Below are 22,659 nucleotides of genomic sequence, written 5' to 3' on the forward strand. Positions count from 1 at the left end.
GTCTATTTAAGATGATCCTTCCTAGTCTTTTCCTCAAATCATTTAGCATGGGCGCTCTTTGCCCATGTTAAATGATTTATGTGGATTTATATATTTTTAACATCGAGTTAGCATTTGTTTGAAATTCATATGGAACTTGAACCTCTTCGACCGTACATCCCTTTTCCGTTAGAAAGCTTACCAATTGGTCTAAATGTTCATATCGTTTTCCTTCCAAATCAACTAAAGGGAAAATACGAATTTCCTCTTTCGTCACTCTCAATAACTCATTTAGCGTTTTTATATGAAATTGGTAATCTAATCTGTCAGCATACATGAAAAGAAAGTGTGCGGAAAGAATGAAATCAAACTCTCCGTCTTTAAACGGTAATGAAGGCAGCGTAACGGGAACGTACCTTTCACTCGATTCCGCCATATCGTTCGTACAATCATTTAAGGCACTCAAACGATGTTTTCTGAGGCTCTCTATATCTTCAAAATAATCCCATACATAATTACTTTGCACTTTTTGCATATGTTCCATCGCATGTTCAATATCCTGAAGGCCTTTGTTTTTCAGGTCTTCACCGGAATGATCATACGCAATATCACAAGCCGTTACATCTAAACCTAATTGGTTGCCAACAGCTGTAAACGAACAAGCTCCTGCTGGACAATCGAGTATTTTCTTTCCCTTCCATTCTTCTATCGAAAGAGAAAACATGTCTATATACTCTTCGAAAGTCCTTCCGATAAACACGATTCGTTCTAAATCTAATTTTGCGCTCTGCTCGACTCTACTCAACTACACTCACCTCTAATAATAGGAATTACATATAGATTATCACAACTTATTGGAAATATTAACCTCTTTTTCTGCCAATCTCTCATTCATTTAACAAGAAAATATGAATAAAAAAGTTCCTTGCCGCCGTAAACAAGGAACTTTTTATCATATGAAAAATTTACACAAGCCCAACTTCATGTTTCCATTCAGTCAGACTTTGTTCATAGGCTGCCTGAAGCTTCCTAGTGATTTCTCCAACCTCTCCACCGTTGACTATATGATCATCAATGGCTGTGATGGGAACGATTTCGATCGGAGTCGCCGTCAAAAAGCATTCGTCTGCCGTATATAATTCCTCACGGGCAATTTCCCGCTCCTCGACTGGAATGGTCAGTTCCTTCGCTAATTGAAGGACGTGCATTCTTGTAATTCCATTTAAAATCAGGTTGTTCGCCGGATGTGTGATTAACACCCCGTCTTTGATCAAAAAGAAGTTGGCAGATCCGCACTCACGAACGATGTCATCCCTTACAAACAGCGGTTCATAACATCCTTTTCGCTGGGCGCTCGCCTTGGCCATCACATTCGGCAGCAAATTCAATGATTTAATGTCGCAGCGCAGCCAGCGAATGTCCTCCATTACGGTCACATGAACCCCGTTTTGCATTAAATCAAGCGGTTTCGGAAACTGATCGATTTTCGCGAAATAAACCGCCGTCAAGTCACGTTCATATACGTGATTCCGCGGCTGAATCCCGCGTGTGACCTGAATGTACAGATTGCCATCCTCATCGAAATGATTTTTGGCTATTAACTTTTCCAACTGATCAATCAACTGTTCTTTTGTGAAAGGAGAAACAATTTCCAGCTCCTTCATCGACCGAAACAGCCGCTCCAGATGTGGACCAAGCAAATGCGCCATCCCCTTATAAAGACGAATCACTTCGTACACCCCGTCACCGAATTGATAGCCGCGGTCTTCAAATGATACAAAGCTGTCTTTTTCCTCCTTAGTGAGTATATCTCCATTCCATAATATATACTTTTCCATATTCTCACCTCTTCATTGACATAATTCGAGGCTTTTTCGGAAAATCCTTCCATATTAAAGAAAACGATCATAGAACATTTTCCATTATCATTTTTCATCTTTGGTTTAAATAATGATTTTAATAACAACTCTACTGTGTCATGATGACCAATGGGGGATCTGCTAAAAAATGGGCCAGATTGGATGCATCTCGTTCCATCTCTTTCCATTCGGCCGAATTCATCACCGCTTCACATTCTTCTGCACTTTCGAATTCGATTTCCGAAATCAGATATAAGTCTAGACCTTCTTTATTTGTTTTCGACACTTGATGAATCGAAAAATGCTTCACATGCGGCACTTTGCTCGCCAATGCCGTATGAGTACCGAAATAATGGTCATTAAATCGTTCTTTATCAGTAGGATGTTGATACATGATGATCATTTTTGCCATTCCCATTCCTCCTCGTCAGCGAATCACGTAGTTAGATTATCCAAAATCGTTTTATTCATGACCGGCATTTTTGGTCTGCTCTATATACATTTCACTTAATAACTCGACACGTTTTTATTTTATGGAGAGATATTCACAATCGGTAGTCTAGACAACTCGAATCCGCCCTCAAAGGTTAGAAAATTTGGCATGGCTGCTCTTTGGTCATGTCGAATTTTCTAACTCGATTTATATAGATGGACAAACAAAAAAGCCCTCCGGAAAAGAAACAACCTTTTCCGAAAAGCTTTTTAACATGCTGACCCTTTAAAGTACTTTCTAATCAGTGGATATTTGTCGCTTTTACATAGTCGAAATAGTAAATGTCGTTCACCTTTTCGCGCACTTTCACATGCTCGCCGATGGCCGCTTGTCCCTTTACTCTTCCGGTCACTTTCAACCCGTTTTGAAGTTCAACGACAACGACCGTATACGGCGCATCTTGCTGGAATTCAGCAGATGAAATATGAATGGTGGAAAAGGAATAGATCGTTCCCTGTCCCGAAATATTTTGCTCTGTCAGCTGTTCGTGATGACAACCGCGGCAAAGAAGCCGCTTTTTTAAGGAAGGTTCCCCGCACCGTTCACATACGAAAATCGTCATATCCATCGTTACACACCCGCCTTTTCAAAAATATGAACCGTCGAATACGCACCAGTACCGCCCAAATTTTGCGCGAGCCCGATTTTCGCTCCGTGTACTTGGTTTGGCGCCTCTCCGCGCAGCTGCAGGACGATTTGAATGATTTGCGCCAATCCTGTCGCTCCGATCGGATGGCCTCTTGATAAGAGCCCTCCGCTTGTATTCACCGGTACTTTCCCCCCATGTTTCGTTTCGCCGTCTTCAATCGCTTTCCATCCCATTCCTTTTTCCGCAAATCCCAGTTCCTCAATTGCAATGATTTCCGTCATGGAGAAGCAATCGTGGAGCTCGACCACATCGACATTTTCCGGCGTAAGATTCGCCTGCTCGTATGCAATACGGGCAGATTCGCGGATGGCCGGAATGGAGGTTAAACTGTCAATATATTCGATTTGCGTAGGACCTGACGCTTGTCCTGAAGCAATGATTTTCACGCCATTTTCGCCTTTTGAAAGCACGACAGCCGCCGCTCCGTCCGTTGCCGGCGAGCAATCAAATAATCCGAGCGGATCGGTAATCAGACGGGCATTGAGGATCTCTTCCACCGACGTTTCTTTTCGGAACTGCGCGATGGGATTGTTCAACGCATATTCACGATTTTTCAATGCGACCAATGCCAAATGTTTTTTACTCGCTCCCGTTTCATGGAAATAGCGGTTGGCAACAAGTCCGAAAAAGGCCGGAAATGTCAAACCGGCTTGCTTATCGCTTGATCCATTGTCCATTGCCGCATTGATGGCCTTTGTCACATCTTGTGTCGCCGCATGCTTCATCTTCTCCACTCCGGCTACAAGCACGTGATCGTACACGCCGTTTTGAATCATCAGATACGCCTGGCGAAAGGCAATTCCCGCTGACGCACAAGCCCCTTCCACTTTGGCGGTCGGAATATTTCCAAGCCCCAACTCATTGGCGATGATGGAGCCAAGCACTTCTTGATTGTTTAACATCCCAGACATGAAATTCCCGACATACACTGCATCAATTTTCGGAAAGCCTGCGTCTTTCAATGCCTGCACGCTTGCTTGCAATACAAGGTCTTTGGCGCTCGATTCTTCATGTGTTCCAAACTTCGTCAAACCAATCCCAGATACGACGACACTACTCATTGCGTTACCCTCCCATAATTTTCGCGAAGTGTTCGCTTTAAGATTTTGCCATACGAGCTTTTCGGCAGCTGCTCGACCAGATACACTTCTTTCGGCTTTTTAAAGGCTGCCAGGTGCTCTGCGCAAAGCTCCATTAATTCCTCTTTCGTCACATCACACGTTCCGTTTCCGACAATGTAGGCGATGACGCGCTCGCCCCACTTTTCATCAGGTACGCCAAGAACACACGTTTCTTTCACACCGTCATGCTTATTGAGCACTTCCTCGACTTCACGCGGATAAATGTTCATTCCCCCGCTGATGACAACATCTTTTTTCCGATCTACTAAATGAAGATACCCTTGTTCGTCCATCCAGCCGATATCTCCCGTATGAAGCCAGCCGTTTTTGATTGTCTCGAGCGTTGCGCTTGGATTGTTCCAATATCCTTTCATGACGAGCGACCCCTTGCAGACAACTTCACCAACTTCTCCGGCATTCACTTCTTCCCCGTTTTCATCGATCACTTTCGCTTCGACGAACGGACCGACTTTCCCGCATGAATCGAGACGACGGGACAGTTCATGACGCGGCATCATCGTAATGACCATCGGCGCTTCCACCTGTCCATATGTTTGAACGAACTTTGGCCCCAAGAGTTCCAGTGCTTTTTGCAGTTTTGCCGCCGCGATCGGTGAGCCTGCCATGTTGATCGATTTGACATGTTCAAGCTTTGCCGGATCAAAATCACGGTCTTGAATCATTAAATTGATCATCGTCGGAACAAGGAAAAGAACCGTCACTTTTTCTTTTTCGACATCATCGATAAACTCTTTTGGTTCAAATTGATTAAATATCACTTGTGTCAGACCGAATAGCCACGCAATGTGGGATAAAAAATTGCTGCCATGCGTAAGCGGCGCCACATGTCCGATTACGTCTTCCGCCGTCACCTCACAAGCGAGGGCAAGCGATAAAGCGCCGGTGATCATGTTTCGGTGGGAAAGCATTCCGCCTTTTGGACGTCCCGTCGTTCCCGATGTATACATAATGACAAAGACATCATCTTCCTGCACTTCTGACTTCGGGTAATCCTCGCTTTGGCGAAGAAGCCACGCTTCATATTTATCTCCGACCTCTAATTTCGGAATATCTGAATCGATTTTATGAATTAATTCTTTTTCCCCGATTAATAGCTTTGCGCCGGAATTTTCGATAATATAAGAAAGCTCTTTTGGGTGAAGGCGGTAATTGAGCGGAACTTTGATGAAACCGCCGAGCGCTACAGCGCAATCCGACTCGACATGTTCAGGACGATTGGACATTAAAACCGCCACCCGGTCGCCTTTTTTCAAATGATAGCTTCTAATCCCGTTGGCCAGCTGACATGAGCGGACACGCAGCTCATCATACGTGATCGTTTGATCGCCAAACTTGACAGCCGTTTTATTCGGATACGTTCGAAATGCTTTTTTCATATAAGATCCAAGTGTCTCCATATTACTCTCCCTTCTGCGGTTTGAACGTCAATAGCCGGAACCCTTCTTGTTCATCATAAGCGCGGATTACGTCTGCCTGGACGGCTTGCACCGAAAACTCGATCGTGACCGCGACCGGATTTTCCCCTTTTAGGAAATGTCCGCCTGAAATCGTACCTTCTTCATTGACGACAAGGGCATGCATATGCAAATCAAGCTCTCCTTTTTCCGTTTGAGAAAGAAAGCCTGTTGCTGAGAGCACCTCAACGAGATGATTCCATTCAACAGGCTCTGAATACGCGGGCTTCCCATTTTGAATGGCAGGCTGGGCAAAGACGGCTTTCTGTAAAGAGCCAATACATGTGACGGCGCCAGCCGACACCCCGTGCTTTTGGCATTCGGTAAGTATCTCTTCCATTAAATCTGTCCCCTTGGCAAGGACCCCCATCACTGTCCCGCGCTGCTTGTCATAAACTGATTGAGACGTACGAGTCATCGTTTCCCCTCTCTCTTTTTCACATTCATATCCTTTACCCGATCGCGGAACCGCCGCACACTTTCAAGACTTGTCCCGTCGTATACCTCGAGGCCGGTGAAGCGAAATAATAAACCGCTTCAGCAATGTCTTCAGGCGTTCCTACCTGTTTAACGGCCTGCAAATCAAGATTATAGTTAAATCCTTTTGTCATCTCCGTTTCGATTGGACCAGGTGCAACGCTGTTGACACAGATTCCGAGCGGACCAACTTCTTTTGCCACCCATTTCGAAAACGCGATGACACCGCCTTTTGATGCCGCATAAGCCGGACCGGACCGGCCTTTCGTCGAACCGTCTGTTGTAGAGGAGTAGCCCCCGATGATGCCCGAAACGGAGCTGACGTTGACAATGCGGCCATAGCCCTGATTTTTCATGTGCGGGTAAATGGCGAGCTGGGTAAATAAAAACGTTCCTTTTAAATTCGTATTCATGTCTCGTTCCCATATGTCATCGGTCATTTCTTCCAGGTCAATACGCCCGCACGATCCCGCATTGTTGACGACAATGTCAATGCGGCCAAATTCAGAAATGGTGTCATCCATTACTTTTTGAACCTGAGCACGTTCGCGAATGTCCACTTCATGAAAGCAAGCCTTTATATTTGGGTTCGCTTGTACAATCTTATTCACCGTTTCCTCACTTGATAACAAATCGACTAAAACAACGTTAGCTCCTTCCTGTGCCAATCTGGATGCACAAGCGGCACCGATCCCCCTTGCGGCTCCTGTAATGATGGCGGTTTGACCTGATAATTTCATGTTTTTCTCCCCCTTATTTAACTCCTAATAAATCCGGAAGCCATGTGCTGAAGGATGGTACGTACGTCACTAAAATCAAGACAATGAAGGAGGCGACGAGATATGGTACCGTGGCTTTTGAAATGTCCTTTAACGACACATTGGTAATTCCGCATGATACATAAAGATTGACGCCTACCGGCGGCGTGAATAAACCAATGGCAAGGTTGACGGTCATGAATAATCCGAACACGGTCGGGTCGACACCAAAATGAAGCATGATTGGCAGCAAAATCGGCACGAAAATGTAGTAAGCCGAGATCGCATCGATAAACATGCCGGCAATTAACAAAATGATATTGACCAAAAATAAAATGATGTATTTATTTTCGCTGATGGCAAGCAGCATATCGGATGCTTGCTGGGCAATTTGCTCTGTTGTCACCACATAGCCGAACAATGAAGCCGCACTGACGATGAACATGACGACCGCCGTTTGAACGGATGAATCAACAAGCACTTTCGAAATGTCTGTAAATTTCAACTCCCGATAGACAAATAACCCTACGATTAGACCGTAAAAGACAGCAACGACAGCCGCTTCTGTCGGTGTAAACACCCCACCGTAGATTCCCCCTAAAATGATGACGGGGATAAGCAGCCCCCAAATTGCGTCCTTAAACGCATCCCAAATTTCTTTTCCGCTCGCCCGTTCCCTTGCTGCCGATATTTCCATCGCCGCTTCACTTGCAGGGATTTGGGACGCCGTCTGTTTTTTTACATACATCGCAGCAAGTGCCAACCCGATGCCAAGCATGATGCCCGGAACGATTCCAGCGATAAAAAGACGGGCAATGGAAACGGGAACTTGGTCGCCTGCCACTACTCCAAACACGATGAACGCAATGCTCGGCGGAATAATGATGCCAATGGAGCCGGAACTTGAAAGAAGGGCCGCAGCAGACGCTTTCGGCACCCCGTTTTTCACAAGCGCCGGAATTAAAATCCCTCCAATGGCGGCAACGGTGGCAGGGCCCGATCCGGAGATTGCGGCAAAGAAAATAGCCGTTAATACCGTTACGAAAATGATGCCGTTTTTACGATGTCCGACACACACATCGGCAAAGTTAATGAGCCGCTTGGAAATGCCGGCTTTCTCCATAATGACCCCCGCCAAAATAAAAAATGGAATGGCTAGGAGCGTAAATTTGGCGATGCTTGTATACATGATATCGGCCATCAAAGAAAGAGAGGAAACACCGGTCGAATACAATAAGCTTCCGACCGCCGATGCCGCAAGCGCGATGGCGATTGGGATGCGAATCATCAACAATACAATGAACGTTCCGAATAAGATAAAGACGGTCATACGGCCTGTTCCCCTCCTTTTTGCAATTGCTTAAATTCTTTAATGGTCGCTTCAATTGTCCTGATGAGGCACAGCACGCTTCCAAACGGCAAAGACAGGGAAAAAATCCATTGCGGCCAGCCCAATGCCGGTGTCGTTTGACTTGTCATCATTTGAAACTGTACCATTTCAATTCCGTAATAAATGAACAAAGCAAAAATGAGAGCCATAAAAATGCCGGTTACCATCGTCAATAATTTTTGAAGTGATACGCTTGATTTTTCAAACAGCAGCGTAAAACCTAAATGGGCATGCTTCCGTAATCCGACCGCAGCCCCGACAAATGTCAATAATACAAACAAATTGATCGTCAATTCTTCTGTAAAGGCTAAAGAGTGATTTAAAAAATAACGGGTGATGACATTCGTAAATGCGATCACGGCCATGGCAGTGGCAGTAATCGTTAAAATCGTATGTTCAATGAATTCGAGCAGCCGTGACATACGAACAGTCCTTTCCTGGCGAATTTTCATATGATTCCCGAGAGCGGTGCACTACACCGCCCACAGGAACTTTGATACTATGGGAACACTTATTGGTGTGTGTTCAAAAAGGAGGACAAAAAGGACCGAGAAGTTCAAGGAAGCGCCGTCTCGAGCACAAAGGAAAGCTTCTTACGATTCTGCATCGCACGCCGGAAAAGCGGTCTTCTTTTCCAAGGAACGGAGCGCAAGCTGGTCACTACGAAAGCATCATCATCGCACGAAGAAAAAGTGTTCTTCTTTTTCGAGGATATGCTGTTAATACGTGAGTAGCGGAGAGACAAGCTGACGCCGCCCGACTAAGAACCGCCACGTCAATCGCCAACGTCGGATCAGTACGTCCTGTACAAGTAATTTCGACGGTCATTTTTCCCGGACTTTTTGAACAACCTCTATTGGAACGCTTTCAGTAAATCTTCGCCCCATTTGTCTTTGTAAGCATCATAGATTGGCTGTGAGGCTTTTTTGAATGCTTCCATTTGTTCAGCTGTCGGCTCGTAAAATTCCATTCCAGCATCTTTCAATGCTTGAATTTGTTCGGCTTCTTTTTCACGCGCCATTTTGATTTGAGCGGCATTGGCATTTTTCGCCGCTTCTTGAATCACTTTTTGATCATCTGGATGAAGCGAATCAAATTTCTTTTTGTTCATCCCTAAAATAAGCGGATCATACGAGTAATTCCACATTGTAATATGTTTTTGTACCTCATTTAGTTTCGATGAATGAATGACGTCAATCGGGTTTTCCTGTCCGTCAATCGTTTTTTGCTGAAGGGCGGTAAATACTTCCGAGAACGTCATCGTCGCAGGGTCGGCCCCAAGCTCTCTCCATAAATCGGTATACATTTTGATTCCTGGAATGCGAACCTTCAATCCGCTTAAATCTTCAGGCGATTGAATCGGTTTCACCGAGTTCGTCACTTGACGGAAACCGTTTTGTCCGAATCCCAGCGGCTCGATTCCTTTTTCACGCAATAATTTGTTGATGGCTTCTCCGCCTTCACCATTGAATTTCGCATCGACCGCTTCTAAACTATCAAATAAAAATGGTGCACTGGCCACGCCAAAGCGCTCGTCCATAATCGAATAAATAATCGTAGAGTGATAGCTTAAATCAGTAGAGCCTTTCGCAAGCAGCTCGACCCCTTTACCGGAGTCCCCTCCCGATAATTGTTCGTTCGGGTATACTTTGATCGTGATGCGTCCATCCGTTTTTTCATTCACTTCTTTCGCAAACTGTTCAGCTGCCTGGAACCATGTAGATGTTTCCCCTACTGTCACCGACATCTTCAAATTATGTTTTTCCGTCGGTTCTCCTGAAGTGGTGGCACTTTCTTTTTGGCCGCATGCAGATAAAATAAGCGTGAAGATAACGCTTACAATCAATAAAAACGAAAACCTTTTTTTCATCATGATTCTCCCCTTTTAATTGGACTTCTCTTTATAACCAAGTTGTATGGAAATCTCGGCGGCAATGTTGGCTGCATATCCCCGGATGTTTTCTATTTTTTCATCCGTGAAGCGATAGCTGACACCGGCTATGCATAGTGCGGCAGCCAGCCGGTTCCCGCCGTCCCAAATCGGAAAAGCGACACCTTTTATGCCTTCTTCCCATTCTTCGTGGTCGACTGCGTACTGCTGTTGCCGAATGTTTTCTAACTGTTTCAATAATTGAGCTTGATCCACAATCGTATGGTCAGTAGAGGGAACGAGAGGCACCATCTTCAAGTACAGGTGCAATTCCTCCTCCTTCAGCTGCGACAAATAAAGCTTTCCCGATGCGACTGTATAAAGCGGAACTTGTTTTCCAGGTTCCAGCACGATGCGAAGTGCCTGTGAGCTTTCAACCTTGTCCAAATAGCGAACTTCGTGGCCCGTGAATCCAGCGAGTAAGACGCTTTCTTCCACACGTTCTAAAAGCTTCTTCATAAAAGGCCTTGCCATTTGTATCATATTCGCTTCCATGGTCATTTTCGATGTGAGCTGGATAAATCGGTAAGATAATTGATAAAGATCAGATGGGTTTTTCTCGACATACCCGAGAGATTCTAAGGTGGATAAAAAACGGTAAACGGTGGCTTTGTTGCTGTTCATGAGGTGTATGAGCTCGTTGAAAGAGCAGGGCTGGTTAGCTAAATGTTCTACGAGGTGAAAAGCCTTTTCAACAGTTTTCAGTCTTTGTTCGATATGCAAAACTCCTTTCTTTATACATTCCACTTAATAAATCGACACTCCCTCATCCCCATCGAGAAGCATTTACAATTGGTTCTCCAGGCAACTTGAATAGGCTCTCAAAGGTTCACCTATGCGGATGGCCCCAACCCCGCAAGGGGGGCAGCCGCTTAGGTTTAGAAAATTTGATATGACCGTCCTTTGGTCATATCAAATTTTCTAAATCGATCTATCATAGTAGTTTTACATGATGAAACAATCGTTTCATTTGTTTAAAAGTATATATATTCCATTTTTATTAGTCAAATAATTTTTAATTTTTACAATTATTAGATATTTTAAGTTTGACTGTTATTCTTTTTCTTTTCTATCTTGAACGCGAAAAGAACCGCTAAGAAAATCCTTGATTTCTAACGGATTTCTCATGACGGCTCTGCTTCGGAAATGACTGATCCATAAGTCTGTAACGAATCACAAAACTAATTTTTACTGAAAGGCCCGTCACATCACCCTTGATTTTACTGGGTTTTCATGGAGGGGCTTTTCATGAGAATGACTCAAAAGGTATAAAAAGCATAACTTTTGAGTCATTCTCTTCTTTATTTTTCCTCTAACTCCGCAATTTCCACAATTGTTCTTTCTTCCAGCGGTCCTCTTAAATGAACGGTCGCGGTTCTGCCATCCTCATTCAGCTTGTCGATCCATACGGAAGCATCATGATACTTCACTTCGATATCCGCTGGTGAAGACAAAATTTGTTTCACTCGTTTTACATCCATTGAATTCACTCCCTTTACGTATTCACCATAGTTTTTGAAGAATATGGATTTTTATACTTCACGAAAGATATGATTCTCCATCAATCAACATGTTCATCCCGCCCCTCATCATGTTTGCGGTCAACCATTCATATACTGATGTAAATGATAACGATAACGGGGTGAATAATCATTAATATATTTGTGAGAAGAGGAGATTCTTTTTGGTATTACAGCCAATTGTTTGCCGTCCCGATTCAACTAATTATCGATTCCAATCCATCCGTCGATCCGAATCGGCTTTCCATCGGCCAGACCGTGCGCATTCCGGGTTTTGTCACAATCACGTACACCATCAAAAGTGGTGATACGTTATGGAATATTGCCCGAAGCCGCAATTTACCTCTTGATGCATTATTTACAACGAACCCGTCTTTAAATCCGAATGCTTTAAAAATCGGGCAAGTCATTCAAGTGCCGCTCCGTATCACATGGAGACTTGTGAACGGAAAACAACGATACACATACGCGACCATAATGAACGATATCAATCGATTGGTACGTGTCTACCCTTTTTTACGGAGACGGTCCATCGGAAACTCGGTCTTAAACAAACCCATTCCAGAGCTGTTAATCGGAAAAGGTTCCAAGCAAATTCACTATAATGCCTCTTTCCATGCAAATGAATGGATTACTACCTCTATTACGATGACATTCATCAATGACTATGTATTGGCTCTTACCAATCAAGGTGCCATTCGCGGACGCGCTGTCCTGCCGCTCTATGCTCAAACCACTTTGTCCCTCGTTCCGATGGTGAATCCGGATGGAGTAGATCTCGTGTTGAACGGGCCTCCAGAACAATCTCCATGGAACGAGAGAGTAGTCCAAATCAACAAGGGCAGCCGGGATTTTACAGGGTGGAAAGCCAATATTCGCGGAGTCGATCTAAACGATCAATTTCCTGCAAAGTGGGAGCTTGAACGAGAACGAAACCCGAAGCAGCCAGGTCCGAGAGATTATGGGGGCGAAAAGCCGCTCTCGGAACCGGAGTCCATCGCCATGGCCGAACTGACAAAAAACCGCAATTTCGCAAGGGTACTCGCTTTCCACACACAAGGTGAGGTGATTTATTGGGGATTTGATAACATGGAACCGCCAGAAGCTAAAACCATCGTGGAGGAATTTGCAAGAGTGAGCGGATATGAGCCGGTCAAAACGGTTGAAAGCTATGCCGGCTATAAGGACTGGTTCATCCAAGACTGGCGGAGACCGGGATACACGGTCGAATTGGGCAGAGGAATCAACCCGCTCCCGCTCAGCCAATTCGATTCCATTTATCAAAAAAGCTTGGGAATTTATCTGGCAGGATTGTATATGTAAGTTCGACTTACGGTTCTTTCTGCGCTATATTAAGACATTTTAATAGGGCATGAGTGCTTTTTACTCATGCCCGCTATTTTTGGGAGGTTCCTCTGGACGAAGCTCTCTTGCCTCCTCAATATTTGCTTGATCTTTTCCCATATGAACCGAACCGCCGGAAAGACCTTCATTGATCATTCGGTCTATATCTAAATAGGCTTGATCTCTTCCTTCATACAACATATCTTTATTCTCGCTTATTTCTTTTTTCACGCTCCACCCTCCTATTGTTCACTCAAAAAAATCGTACGATTGCACTTAGTGTATGGAATAGAGGGAACATTATGCAGCTTGAGAAAATCGCTTGAGAAATCGGCTCATAAACCTTCACTTGGTTACGTCCTTCATTTTTGACTTGATAAAGGGCTTTATCTGCTTTTGCAATTACGTCTTCAGGTCGTTCGGATCTAGCGGCAACCGAAGAAACGGCTCCAATGCTAAACAAACTTTCATGATTGTTCATTACCCGCCTCTCCCGCTTTAAAAACGGACTTCGCGTAAAACTCGATAATTTCTCTTCTTCTGATGATTCCGATGAATGTTCCATGATCGTCAATGACCGGAACGAAGTTTTGCTCTGTCGCCTGCAGCAAAATGCTGCCCATTTCGGCATAGATGGAAATGGCTTTATTGTCATGGCGTCTCGGCACTTCCTTAAGCCTCACATTTTCAAGCTCCTGCAGGTCCATTTTCCCTTCTTTCTTTAAAAACCATAAAAGGTCACCCTCTGTCAGCGTCCCTTTATATTTTCCTTTATCATCAATAAGCGGAACCGATGTATATTTGTGATGTTCCATCTTCTCCAACGCTTGACGCACAGTGGATTCGATTTCAATTGTTGCTACTTCATGTTTTGGAATTAGAAAAAATGCAATATTCATAATGATTTTTAGCTCCTTTTTCACTTACCAGAATCAGCCGTTCGGTGAGCAGCCCTCTTTTGTTCGCTTTCACCGGACAGCATTCTTCACCACCTTAATTATATAGTAATAATAAGAGGAAGGTGAAGGATTTCCCCTTTTCCCTTCAACTTGATACAATGAATGGTGTACATAATGTTTGAAAGGAAGATGAATATGAGCGCTTGGGGTACCGACATTTTTGAAGATGATTTAACGTGTGACATACAGGATGAATTCAACGAAATGCTTGATGAAGGGTTGTCCGCTGCCGAAGCGACCGGACATATTTTAGAGGACTTTTTGGAAGAACTGGACGAATTTGAAGACGAAGACGAAAAGCTGGCAGAAGAAGCACTTGTCTATATCGCTCTTGCTCAGTTGCAGCTTCGACATCAGTCCCTTCAAGAGGCAATTCGTACGAAAACGATTGAACTGATTAACAAAGGCGCGGACTTACCGTTTTGGGAAGAAGCCGGTCAAAAAGATTATTTAGAACGAAAACAAGTGTTGGAGGAACTGAAGCAAAAACTGATGAACACTGAAATCGTTGGATAAATAAAATGAACTGATCCATTTTGCAAAGGGAGTGACCGACAAGAATTATTTTCCCCTTGTCGGTCACCCCCTCTTCAGATTCCTTCTTGTTTCCAACTTGCCCCAATGGCATCCATTATTAAATTCACAAACTTTTCTTCAGGAATTCTGCAAAAAAACTCATTCGGTTCATGAACTCTATCGGAGCATATTTTCACTTCCACTGTCTCGTGAGTCATTCGCCTGATTTCGAGCCATTTTCCTTCCGGCAGCCGAAAAGCTAAACGTGCAGCCATAGATTTCTCCCCCGCCTGTTGAATTTCTAAACCAAAAAAATCGCTATGCTTATAGCTGGGCCATCATTTTTTTGCGCTTCCATTTTTTCATGATCACACCGTGTGTAGGCGAGAAGAACAGAGTGACCAAGAATAGAATCCCTGCCACTGTAATCATGCAGCCGGCGATGGAAGCATCGTAAATATACGCCATATAATATCCAAGGACAGAGCTGATGATGCCGATCACCATACTGATGGCGATCATTACGCTCAATTTTTCCGTCAGCAAGTACGCCGTCGCTGCCGGTACAATAAGCATTCCGACGACTAAAATCGCTCCGACACTTTCGAATGAAGCGACTGTCGTAAAAGAAACGAGCGACATCAATAAGTAGTGGAACAACATGACCGGAATCCCGACAGCGGCTGCCATAGCCGGATCGAACGAACAAATTTTAAATTGTTTATAGAAGACGGTAATAATAATCAAATTTAAGAGAAACGTTGCCCCGACACCCCAAACGGCTTTTGGACCGATATCCATCCCGCCGACGGTCAGCGTGTTCCATGGTGCATACGCGATTTCTCCATATAAGACGCAATCGAGATCTAAATCCACTTGACGGGCAAACAAGCTGACTAGTACGACTCCGACCGCAAACAATGCTGTAAACACGACTCCGATCGATGCATCCGATTGGACACCGCTTTGATGAAACATTTGAATCAAAAAGACGGTAAGCAACCCTAAAGCCGCCGCTCCCATCATCATGAACAACGAGTCACGTGATCCGCTCACTAAAAAGGCAATGACGATTCCCGGCAGAACCGAGTGGCTAATGGCATCCCCGATCATCGACATTTTGCGAAGAACGAGGAAGCAGCCAACCAAGCTGCACGAGCATGCAACGAGTGCACCTATCAAGATAATCCAAAAATCATTCATAGCGTTTCCCCTTCTTTCACCTTTTGCACGTAAGGCTGGCTTGTAATTTGCTTCTTCACGGACATTCGGAGCAGCGCTTTAGCCAGTAACCCCCGTTTTGGAGCGAAGAAGACCGACAAGACGAACAAACATGTCGCAGCCAACACGGTTAGCGGACCTGTCGGCAGGTTGCTCACCATTGTACTGACAAGCGTTCCGGTAAGTCCGCTCAATACCCCAAACAACCCGGAGATGATCACCATGACATGCAACTTTTCCGTCCAGTACCTTGCCGCAACAGCCGGAGTAATGAGCAGGGCCGCCATCAAGACGACTCCGACCGCCTGAATGCCGACGACAACCGCGACGACAATGAGCAGCATAATGAATTGATCAAGCAGCGCAACCGGCAACCCAATTCCCTTCGCAAAACCCGGATCAAACGACAACAGTTTGAACTCTTTGAAAAACAGGGCGCACATCCCGACCAACACGGCAGATATAATTGCCATCGTATACACATCCGATTGGATCATCGAAGCAGCCTGACCGAATAAAAATTTATCAAGACCACTTTGGTTTCCAGCGTCGCTATGCTGAATTTGCGTCAGCAGCACAATCCCGACACCGAAAAACACCGTTAAAATAATTCCTAATGCTGAATCCTGTTTAATACGGGTATGTCTTGTAATATAGCTGATGAGAAAAGTAGCCAGCACCCCCGCAATAAGTGCCCCGATCAAAAAGTAAAAAATCGATTTCGAGCCCGTTACCATAAACGCGATACAAACACCCGGCAATGCCGCATGGGCAAGGGCATCGCCCATGAGCGATTGTTTTCGCAAATAGGCAAAGCTGCCGATGACTCCGCTGCTTAAACCTAAAAGCATCGAACCGAGTAAAATCCATTGAGTGTTAGGGTCTTGAAACACCTGTAACCAGTTCATGTTTTCACCTCAGTTTATTATGAATGATGACTCTTTTTCCGAATCGAACATCGTCAATTTTCCGCCGTACGTTTTTTGCAAATAATCTTTCGTGAAGATTTGTTCCGTCTTGCCGATTGCAATTAAGTTCACATTCAAAAAGATCAATGAATCAAAATATTCTTTGACGGTATTCAAATCATGATGCACAACGAGAACGGTTTTTCCTTGCTGTTTCAAGTTGTTCAGCAAAGTAATGATCGCCTTTTCTGTCGCCGCATCGACCCCGACGAACGGTTCATCCATAAAATAGAGCTGGGCATCTTGCGCGAGCGCCCTTGCCAGGAACACACGCTGCTGCTGGCCGCCGGATAACTGGCTGATTTGACGATCGGCGAACCCTTCCATTCCCACTTGGCGCAAGCACTCCATCGCGAATTCCTTTTCTTTGCTGCTAGGACGCTTGAACCAGCCAAGATGGCCGTAGCGTCCCATTGTCACGACGTCTAACGCATTTGTTGGAAAATCCCAATCGACCGACTCGCGCTGCGGCACATAGCCAATCAATTTACGCTGCTCTTTGTACGGCTTGCCGTAAATCTCGACTTCGCCTGTCACACGCGGAATCAACCCGAGAATGGCTTTAATAAGAGTCGATTTCCCTGCACCGTTCGGGCCAACAATCCCAATTAACTCTCCTTCCGGAATCTCAAAAGATATATTTTGTAACACAGGCTTTTTTTGATAAGCAACCGTTAAGTTATTGACTGTTAATGGTGCGGTCATTCACTTTGCCTCCTTAGTAAAATTGCAGCAAGGCTCGTTTAGAGCCTGCTGCCTTTGTTGTTTGTTCCCGTTATTTCAACGCACTCACAATCGTATCGACATTGTGGCGTACCATGCCGATGTATGTTCCTTCTTCTGTTCCTTCTTCTCCCATCGCATCAGAGAACAGCTCCCCGCCGATGTTTACTTCATGACCTTTTTCCTTCGCGCCTTCCACAACCGCTTCAATTGCTTTCTTCGGTACGCTTGACTCAACGAATACCGCTTTTATTTTGTTGTCGACCAAATAATCGCGCAGTGTGCTCACATCTTTTGAACCATACTCCGAAGCGGTGCTCAATCCTTGAAGCCCCATCACTTTAATGCCGTATGCATCTCCGAAATAACCGAACGCATCATGCGCCGTTACAAGAACACGGCCTTCTTCCGGAATTGAAGCAATCTGTTCTTTTGCATATGCATCTAATTCTTCCAGCTCTACCATATATTTTTCGGCATTTGCCTTATACGTGTCTGCATGATCTGGATCTTGTTCGATCAACACATCGCGAATCGTTTCTGTTACCGTCATCCAATGCTGGACGTTGAACCAAACATGCGGATCATGTCCTGTCGTCCCGTCATCGGCCGATCTTAATGTACTTTCGTCAATATCGCGTGTGACGGCGATGACCGGCTTGTTCTTTTCCATTTTTTCGAAAATTTCACCCATTTTTCCTTCCAAATGAAGGCCGTTATATAAAATGAGTTCGGCATCATCGAGCTTTTTAATATCACCTTGTGATGCTTTGTATAAATGCGGATCCACTCCCGTTTTCATCAAACCGGTTACTTCCACATGCTCACCGCCGATGTTTTTCGTGACATCCGTAATCATTCCGATGGTCGCCGTAATCTTTAACCTACCGTCTCCATCCCCGTTCATTGCCGTCTCTTTGTTGTTGGAGCAGCCTGCCGCGAACAATGCAAGCGCAAAAATCAATAATCCGATCGTAAAACGTTTCACTTTGGAATAAAACATGTACTCCTCCACTCCTTTTTCCTCTTCATAAAAATATTTACCGAAGGAAACTTTTTAACCAAAAAAAAGAAAATGACTCCCGAAAATTTCGACTCGATACATCGTATGGAACAAAACAGAAAAAGTGCCAGTAACACAAATTGATACAAGCTATATTTTTTATACGAACAAAAATGTTTTTCCTTAGGTAAACTTTTTATTTATTATAAAATACAACATATTATTGTTCAATATGTTTTTTATTAAGAAAATGTAAATTATGAGTTTCATTGAACAAGAAACTCCTTAAACCTAAGCGGATGGCGCCAACCCCGTAAGGGGGGTGTCATCCGCTTAGGTCTAGCAATTAGCCTAGTTTCATTTCGGCGATTAAATCTTCCAATCTCTCTTTTTGAGCGACCAGCTCTTCTAAAGATGGCTGCTGGGTTGCTGCCTGTTGACGAAACCCTTGCGCCGGCTGCAGTAATTTTTGCAATTGGCCCGAGTTTTGTTCATATAAGCGGTATCCGACCGCCCCGACTACTGTTCCAGATACAAATCCCAATAAGAAATCTTGATTGAATGCCATGTTCATACTCCCCTTTTATATGATGATCGGACTTGTATTCGCCCGTCTTATATCGTGTAAAATTTCCAATACGTTCACGGCCCACGTAACCATACATACATGAAGCAGATGGCCCGTTCCGAGTGAAAATAAACTGATGATTCCCGTTAAAATATCAGGATGGCGATAGCGGTTTGTTCCTCCGTGTGTCAATACCGTATGGGCCGTCGAAATGACGACGAGATAGTCGAACACATCGATTCGGCTCGTATAACGTTTTTTGACGAAGGAGACGAGCAATAAAAATCCGGTCACAAGGGAACGAAAAATATCTTTGCGAATGCCCGGCGTAACGTTTACCATGATTGGATCAAGCGGATCTAACGATTCATGGTGAAAAAATAGAGAAATATATTGACAGATTTTATGCTTTGTCAATTCACGATCATTATAGTTGATGACCATCGTTTGAATAATCGGCTCAACTCTAACATCATTTATGCCATTGATTGCCGAAAAAAACATTTCAATTTCCTCAAACGAGGAGTGGTTCCGCAATATCGGGACTTGCAGCCGAAGCCTTCCAGGTATGTCGTGAAGAATCATGTAGGAACCCGCCATTTCGCTTCTCTCCCTTCGCCAAGATTTTCATGCTGTTCAGCACGACCCCAATCGTCGTGAAATTATGCACGGCAGCACCCGCTACCGGGGAAATAAGCCCGAACGCCCCCAATAAAATCGCCCCTCCATTTAATAGAAGCGTCGCCGCCACATTTTGTTTAACTGTGTGAAGCGTCCCTTGCGACAAACTGACCAATTCCGTCAGTACATAAGGGTTATCTTTTGTGATGACGATATCGCTTGCCTCAACGGCCAAATCCGTCCGCTTCCCGCCCAATGTAATCCCTACATGGGCTTTCGTTAAAGCGGGAGCATCATTCATCCCGTCTCCCACCATAACGATCTTTCGATATTTCTTTTCATTTTCTACATAGCGCACTTTTTCTTCCGGTAGCATATGGGCACAATAATCATCTATTTGCAGCTTCCTTGCAACTCTTTCTGCATTCTTCTGTTCATCACCTGTCAGCATAACTACTTTTTTCATACCGAGTGAGTGTAATTGTTTAATTGTATGCTCCATTCCCGGCCTTATGCGGTCTTGAATGGAAAAAGCCCCGGCAAGATGGCGATTGATGGCCACAAACACGGAATAGTTTGGAGAAAGGTGCACATGGTGTTCCGTCACAATATCTTCTTCCTGTAAATAACGGAAACTGCCGACATGTACTTCTTTCCCATCCACGACTCCATACAGCCCTTTTCCTGTCACTACTTCCATCTTTTCATGCTCCAGTCGGCTTAAGAAAGAAAGCTGGCGTTTCTTCGCTTCTTCCAAAATCGCGTGTGCAAGAGGATGGGAAGAAGTTTGCTCCATCGCGGCTGCCTTTTGGAGCACTTCATTCTCGGTAAAATCATGGAAACATTCCATTTTCTCTACATAAGGCTTTCCTTCTGTCAACGTTCCCGTTTTATCGAATATCATCGTTTCTGCAGTTGCCAGCTGTTCTATATGGCTTCCGCTTTTAATGAGCACACCTTTCTTCGCTGCTTTTCCGATGGCGGCTGAGAAGGCGGCGGCCGTTGACAGCTTAATGCCGCATACGAAATCAATGACGAGCATGCTTAAGGCCCTGTTTACATTCCGCGTCAATACAAATGTAAGGAACGTCAGCGCGAAAGATACCCCGACCATTTTTTCAGCGATTTTATTCGCATATTCTTGTGTGGGCGCTTTTGAAGAGTGGGCGTCTTCAATGAATTGAATCATCCGCCCAAGAGCGGTTTCACGTCCGGTTTTCGTGACGCACACCGTCAGCTCCCCGCTTTGGCATATGCTTCCGGCGTATACCTCATCTTGTACCGCTTTTTCTTTCGGTAAATATTCGCCGGTAATGGCCGATTCATCAATGAGGCCATTGCCGCTCACAACAAAGCCATCAACTGGAATACGCTCCCCCTGGTACACTTTCACGAAGTCTTCTACTTGAATTTCCTCTATGGCCACCTTGGTGACCGTTTTATCCATTTTTACCTTCCATGCATATGGTGCTTCCAAATGAAGCAACGACTGCAAATGCGACTTTGTTTTGACCGTGGTCATATCGGTCAATAATTCACTGATCGTCGACATGATGTAAATGATAAGAGCCGATGCCGGCTGTTTCAAGTAGAGACAGGCCAACAGTGAAGATATCGTTAAAAAGTCAGGATTCAGCTTCTTCTCTTTCATAAGCCCGTTCACTCCGCTCTTAATCGTCGGATGCGAGAGGCAAAGCACAAGCGCCGCAATGAAGCGATTAAACAATGCGAGGTACAAAGCAGGTATGGCCCGTTTTGTCACGATCCAATGGGCACAAAAAAGAAGGGAACAAAAGCTGACGAGTGTAACACGCTTCTTTATAGAAGGTTCTTGCCTCTCCTTCTGTATTCCCTTTTGCCATCCCTTTACGACCGCCGTCAACAACTTTGGCTGAAACTGCTCATTGTAATAAAGGAGCAAGCTTTTCGTCACGGACGTATAAGAAGCTGAATATACCCCTGGTATGGACCGAAACCATGCTTCAATGTTAGCCGGGGACAACTTTGTTTCGATGCGAAGCCGCAAACGCCCCGGTAATGAGTGAAGAACCGTCACCTTATCAATCGCTGTCCCCTCCCATTCCCCCATTATTTTTTAATAACGTATAGGCCCAGTAAAATAAGCTGCTCGCAAAGGCCGGGTTGGCTGGAAAGCTCCGGAGCCCCTGGAATAAGAAATAAACAATCAATAAACTATCGAAACTCGTATAGCCGTTCGTCGTTTTTTTGACATTCCCGTTTATTCGGTCAAATGTCCCTTTCATCGTGTTCATCAATTTATCATTGGTCACTGAAAAGCTTTCCACCGTTACGTCAGTCACAAGCTGCAAAATCTCATCAAGCTCCGACTGCTGCAAATAAGGGTTCGTAAACTCAAGCAGCATGCTGCCTGTGATGGGTGAAACCCGGCATGATCCAATAAGCGGATGCATCTTCAGCACATTCTCCATGTATGCGGCTGCCTGTTTATCTTTCCAGCGAACGTTTTGGAGCCGCAATCTTCCTGGAATGGCATGGACGACTTGTATTTTTTGCTCCCGCATTTTCCCGATGATTTTAGGAGCGATCATGTACGCACCAAGTCCAAGTAATGTTGACCACAAATGGCATCGCTCCTTTTCATCCCCGTATATATGTATGCGTATTCAATAGGACATTTACCCATTGTTCAATTTGGTCAGCCGGCGGATTTTCTTTAAGGGTAAACTCAATGACCATACTTCCTGTAATCGTGACATATTCCACAGATTGGACGTACGGCTCCTCTTTAATCACATTCATAAGACTTTGCAGCAATCCTTCATTTTGCTTCCATAAATCGCTTTTTAAGCGAATTCTCCCTGGGATGAAATGGGCAATGTAAATGTAATGCTTGTTTAATCTTCTTTCGCATTTCTTTAATTGGTGCATGTAAGCGACTTGTTTTAGCATAGCCACCTCCAGGATTTGTTAATTTTATATTAAATTATAAATTTTATGTAAATATTGGTAAATGGTTAAAAAGAACTATTACTATATCATTCTATTCAAGTAAAAACTATATAGATCGATTTAGCTCACCTCTTTTACCCTTAATAAGTCCAAT

The 22,659-nt window shown here is 44.5% G+C and carries 29 protein-coding genes; 2 read left to right on the top strand and 27 right to left on the bottom strand.

All coding sequences use genetic code 11. The annotated features are described in order from the left end of the window. Positions 1-76 precede the first annotated feature (76 nt). The 14 genes from BK575_RS14820 to BK575_RS14885 all read right to left on the bottom strand — a co-directional run bounded on the left by BK575_RS14820 (position 77) and on the right by BK575_RS14885 (position 11,612). A complete protein-coding gene (locus tag BK575_RS14820) occupies positions 77-784 on the bottom strand; it encodes a class I SAM-dependent methyltransferase (protein ID WP_078411091.1) in 708 nt (235 codons plus the stop codon). A 160-nt stretch (positions 785-944) separates the two neighbouring features. Further along, a complete protein-coding gene (gene dat / locus BK575_RS14825) occupies positions 945-1,817 on the bottom strand; it encodes a D-amino-acid transaminase (RefSeq protein ID WP_078411093.1) in 873 nt (290 codons plus the stop codon). 130 nt (positions 1,818-1,947) lie between these two features. Beyond that, a complete protein-coding gene (locus tag BK575_RS14830; protein ID WP_169907824.1) occupies positions 1,948-2,250 on the bottom strand; it encodes an EthD family reductase in 303 nt (100 codons plus the stop codon). A gap of 322 nt (positions 2,251-2,572) precedes the next feature. After that, positions 2,573-2,899 carry a Zn-ribbon domain-containing OB-fold protein gene (locus BK575_RS14835; RefSeq protein ID WP_078411097.1) on the bottom strand — a complete coding sequence of 109 codons (327 nt, stop codon included), beginning with the start codon at positions 2,897-2,899 and terminating at the stop codon, positions 2,573-2,575. Positions 2,900-2,901: 2 nt separating this feature from the next. Beyond that, positions 2,902-4,041, bottom strand: a complete 1,140-nt coding sequence (locus tag BK575_RS14840; protein ID WP_078411099.1) for a thiolase C-terminal domain-containing protein — start codon at positions 4,039-4,041, stop codon at positions 2,902-2,904. Beyond that, positions 4,038-5,519 carry a class I adenylate-forming enzyme family protein gene (locus tag BK575_RS14845; RefSeq protein ID WP_078411101.1) on the bottom strand — a complete coding sequence of 494 codons (1,482 nt, stop codon included), beginning with the start codon at positions 5,517-5,519 and terminating at the stop codon, positions 4,038-4,040. The genes BK575_RS14840 and BK575_RS14845 overlap by 4 nt, the downstream gene beginning before the upstream one ends. Position 5,520: 1 nt before the next feature. After that, positions 5,521-5,994, bottom strand: a complete 474-nt coding sequence (locus tag BK575_RS14850) for a PPC domain-containing DNA-binding protein (protein WP_078411103.1) — start codon at positions 5,992-5,994, stop codon at positions 5,521-5,523. 34 nt (positions 5,995-6,028) lie between these two features. After that, positions 6,029-6,793, bottom strand: coding sequence for an SDR family NAD(P)-dependent oxidoreductase (locus tag BK575_RS14855; protein ID WP_078411105.1), 765 nt, complete (start codon positions 6,791-6,793; stop codon positions 6,029-6,031). Between the two features lie 13 nt (positions 6,794-6,806). Further along, on the bottom strand, positions 6,807-8,141 hold the full coding sequence (locus BK575_RS14860) for a TRAP transporter large permease (protein WP_078411107.1): 1,335 nt from the start codon (positions 8,139-8,141) through the stop codon (positions 6,807-6,809). After that, a complete protein-coding gene (locus BK575_RS14865; protein ID WP_078411109.1) occupies positions 8,138-8,623 on the bottom strand; it encodes a TRAP transporter small permease in 486 nt (161 codons plus the stop codon). The genes BK575_RS14860 and BK575_RS14865 overlap by 4 nt, the downstream gene beginning before the upstream one ends. Positions 8,624-8,861: 238 nt before the next feature. Next, positions 8,862-9,029: a hypothetical protein gene (locus tag BK575_RS28665; protein ID WP_169907826.1), complete on the bottom strand. Its 168-nt coding sequence runs from the start codon at positions 9,027-9,029 to the stop codon at positions 8,862-8,864. Positions 9,030-9,054: 25 nt separating this feature from the next. Continuing rightward, positions 9,055-10,074, bottom strand: a complete 1,020-nt coding sequence (locus tag BK575_RS14875) for a DctP family TRAP transporter solute-binding subunit (RefSeq protein ID WP_078411113.1) — start codon at positions 10,072-10,074, stop codon at positions 9,055-9,057. A gap of 12 nt (positions 10,075-10,086) precedes the next feature. Continuing rightward, positions 10,087-10,878, bottom strand: coding sequence for an IclR family transcriptional regulator (locus BK575_RS14880; protein WP_078411117.1), 792 nt, complete (start codon positions 10,876-10,878; stop codon positions 10,087-10,089). A gap of 554 nt (positions 10,879-11,432) precedes the next feature. After that, complete coding sequence (locus BK575_RS14885; protein WP_078411119.1) at positions 11,433-11,612, bottom strand: H-type small acid-soluble spore protein; 180 nt, start codon at positions 11,610-11,612, stop codon at positions 11,433-11,435. Positions 11,613-11,783: 171 nt separating this feature from the next. Between BK575_RS14885 and BK575_RS14890 the strand changes: the two genes are divergently transcribed. Continuing rightward, entirely contained in the window at positions 11,784-12,974 is a 1,191-nt protein-coding gene (locus BK575_RS14890) for a M14 family metallopeptidase (protein WP_078411121.1), read from the top strand. Positions 12,975-13,034: 60 nt separating this feature from the next. On the opposite strand, the gene BK575_RS14895 is transcribed toward BK575_RS14890, so the two are convergent. Genes BK575_RS14895 through BK575_RS14905 form a run of 3 tightly spaced genes read right to left on the bottom strand, consistent with a single transcriptional unit; the run spans position 13,035 to position 13,894 of the window. Next, on the bottom strand, positions 13,035-13,226 hold the full coding sequence (locus tag BK575_RS14895) for a hypothetical protein (RefSeq protein WP_078411123.1): 192 nt from the start codon (positions 13,224-13,226) through the stop codon (positions 13,035-13,037). Positions 13,227-13,248: 22 nt separating this feature from the next. After that, entirely contained in the window at positions 13,249-13,476 is a 228-nt protein-coding gene (locus tag BK575_RS14900; protein WP_078411125.1) for a GGDEF domain-containing protein, read from the bottom strand. Next, on the bottom strand, positions 13,463-13,894 hold the full coding sequence (locus BK575_RS14905) for a CBS domain-containing protein (RefSeq protein ID WP_078411127.1): 432 nt from the start codon (positions 13,892-13,894) through the stop codon (positions 13,463-13,465). The genes BK575_RS14900 and BK575_RS14905 overlap by 14 nt, the downstream gene beginning before the upstream one ends. A gap of 195 nt (positions 13,895-14,089) precedes the next feature. Between BK575_RS14905 and BK575_RS14910 the strand changes: the two genes are divergently transcribed. Further along, complete coding sequence (locus tag BK575_RS14910) at positions 14,090-14,470, top strand: MarR family transcriptional regulator (protein WP_078411129.1); 381 nt, start codon at positions 14,090-14,092, stop codon at positions 14,468-14,470. 74 nt (positions 14,471-14,544) lie between these two features. On the opposite strand, the gene BK575_RS14915 is transcribed toward BK575_RS14910, so the two are convergent. The 10 genes from BK575_RS14915 to BK575_RS14960 all read right to left on the bottom strand — a co-directional run bounded on the left by BK575_RS14915 (position 14,545) and on the right by BK575_RS14960 (position 22,505). Beyond that, positions 14,545-14,745: a hypothetical protein gene (locus BK575_RS14915; protein ID WP_078411131.1), complete on the bottom strand. Its 201-nt coding sequence runs from the start codon at positions 14,743-14,745 to the stop codon at positions 14,545-14,547. A gap of 49 nt (positions 14,746-14,794) precedes the next feature. Continuing rightward, entirely contained in the window at positions 14,795-15,673 is an 879-nt protein-coding gene (locus tag BK575_RS14920) for a metal ABC transporter permease (RefSeq protein WP_078411133.1), read from the bottom strand. Further along, a complete protein-coding gene (locus tag BK575_RS14925) occupies positions 15,670-16,599 on the bottom strand; it encodes a metal ABC transporter permease (RefSeq protein ID WP_078411135.1) in 930 nt (309 codons plus the stop codon). The genes BK575_RS14920 and BK575_RS14925 overlap by 4 nt, the downstream gene beginning before the upstream one ends. Positions 16,600-16,608: 9 nt before the next feature. After that, positions 16,609-17,364, bottom strand: a complete 756-nt coding sequence (locus BK575_RS14930) for a metal ABC transporter ATP-binding protein (RefSeq protein ID WP_078411137.1) — start codon at positions 17,362-17,364, stop codon at positions 16,609-16,611. A 70-nt stretch (positions 17,365-17,434) separates the two neighbouring features. Continuing rightward, positions 17,435-18,385 carry a metal ABC transporter solute-binding protein, Zn/Mn family gene (locus BK575_RS14935; RefSeq protein ID WP_078411139.1) on the bottom strand — a complete coding sequence of 317 codons (951 nt, stop codon included), beginning with the start codon at positions 18,383-18,385 and terminating at the stop codon, positions 17,435-17,437. Positions 18,386-18,731: 346 nt separating this feature from the next. Then, complete coding sequence (locus BK575_RS14940; RefSeq protein ID WP_078411141.1) at positions 18,732-18,953, bottom strand: hypothetical protein; 222 nt, start codon at positions 18,951-18,953, stop codon at positions 18,732-18,734. 15 nt (positions 18,954-18,968) lie between these two features. Next, on the bottom strand, positions 18,969-19,553 hold the full coding sequence (locus tag BK575_RS14945; protein ID WP_139368047.1) for an HMA2 domain-containing protein: 585 nt from the start codon (positions 19,551-19,553) through the stop codon (positions 18,969-18,971). Further along, positions 19,468-21,663, bottom strand: coding sequence for a heavy metal translocating P-type ATPase (locus BK575_RS14950; RefSeq protein ID WP_078411145.1), 2,196 nt, complete (start codon positions 21,661-21,663; stop codon positions 19,468-19,470). Before BK575_RS14950 ends, BK575_RS14945 begins: the two co-directional genes overlap by 86 nt. Further along, the gene (locus tag BK575_RS14955; protein ID WP_078411147.1) at positions 21,635-22,177 is read right to left on the bottom strand and encodes an HMA2 domain-containing protein; all 543 of its coding nucleotides are present in this window, start codon (positions 22,175-22,177) and stop codon (positions 21,635-21,637) included. Before BK575_RS14955 ends, BK575_RS14950 begins: the two co-directional genes overlap by 29 nt. Positions 22,178-22,193: 16 nt before the next feature. After that, a complete protein-coding gene (locus tag BK575_RS14960) occupies positions 22,194-22,505 on the bottom strand; it encodes an HMA2 domain-containing protein (RefSeq protein WP_078411149.1) in 312 nt (103 codons plus the stop codon). Between the last annotated feature and the right edge of the window lie 154 nt (positions 22,506-22,659).

The sequence above is a fragment of the Priestia abyssalis genome (assembly GCF_002019595.1).
GTDB classification, from domain to species: Bacteria; Bacillota; Bacilli; order Bacillales; family Bacillaceae_H; genus Bacillus_BA; species Bacillus_BA abyssalis.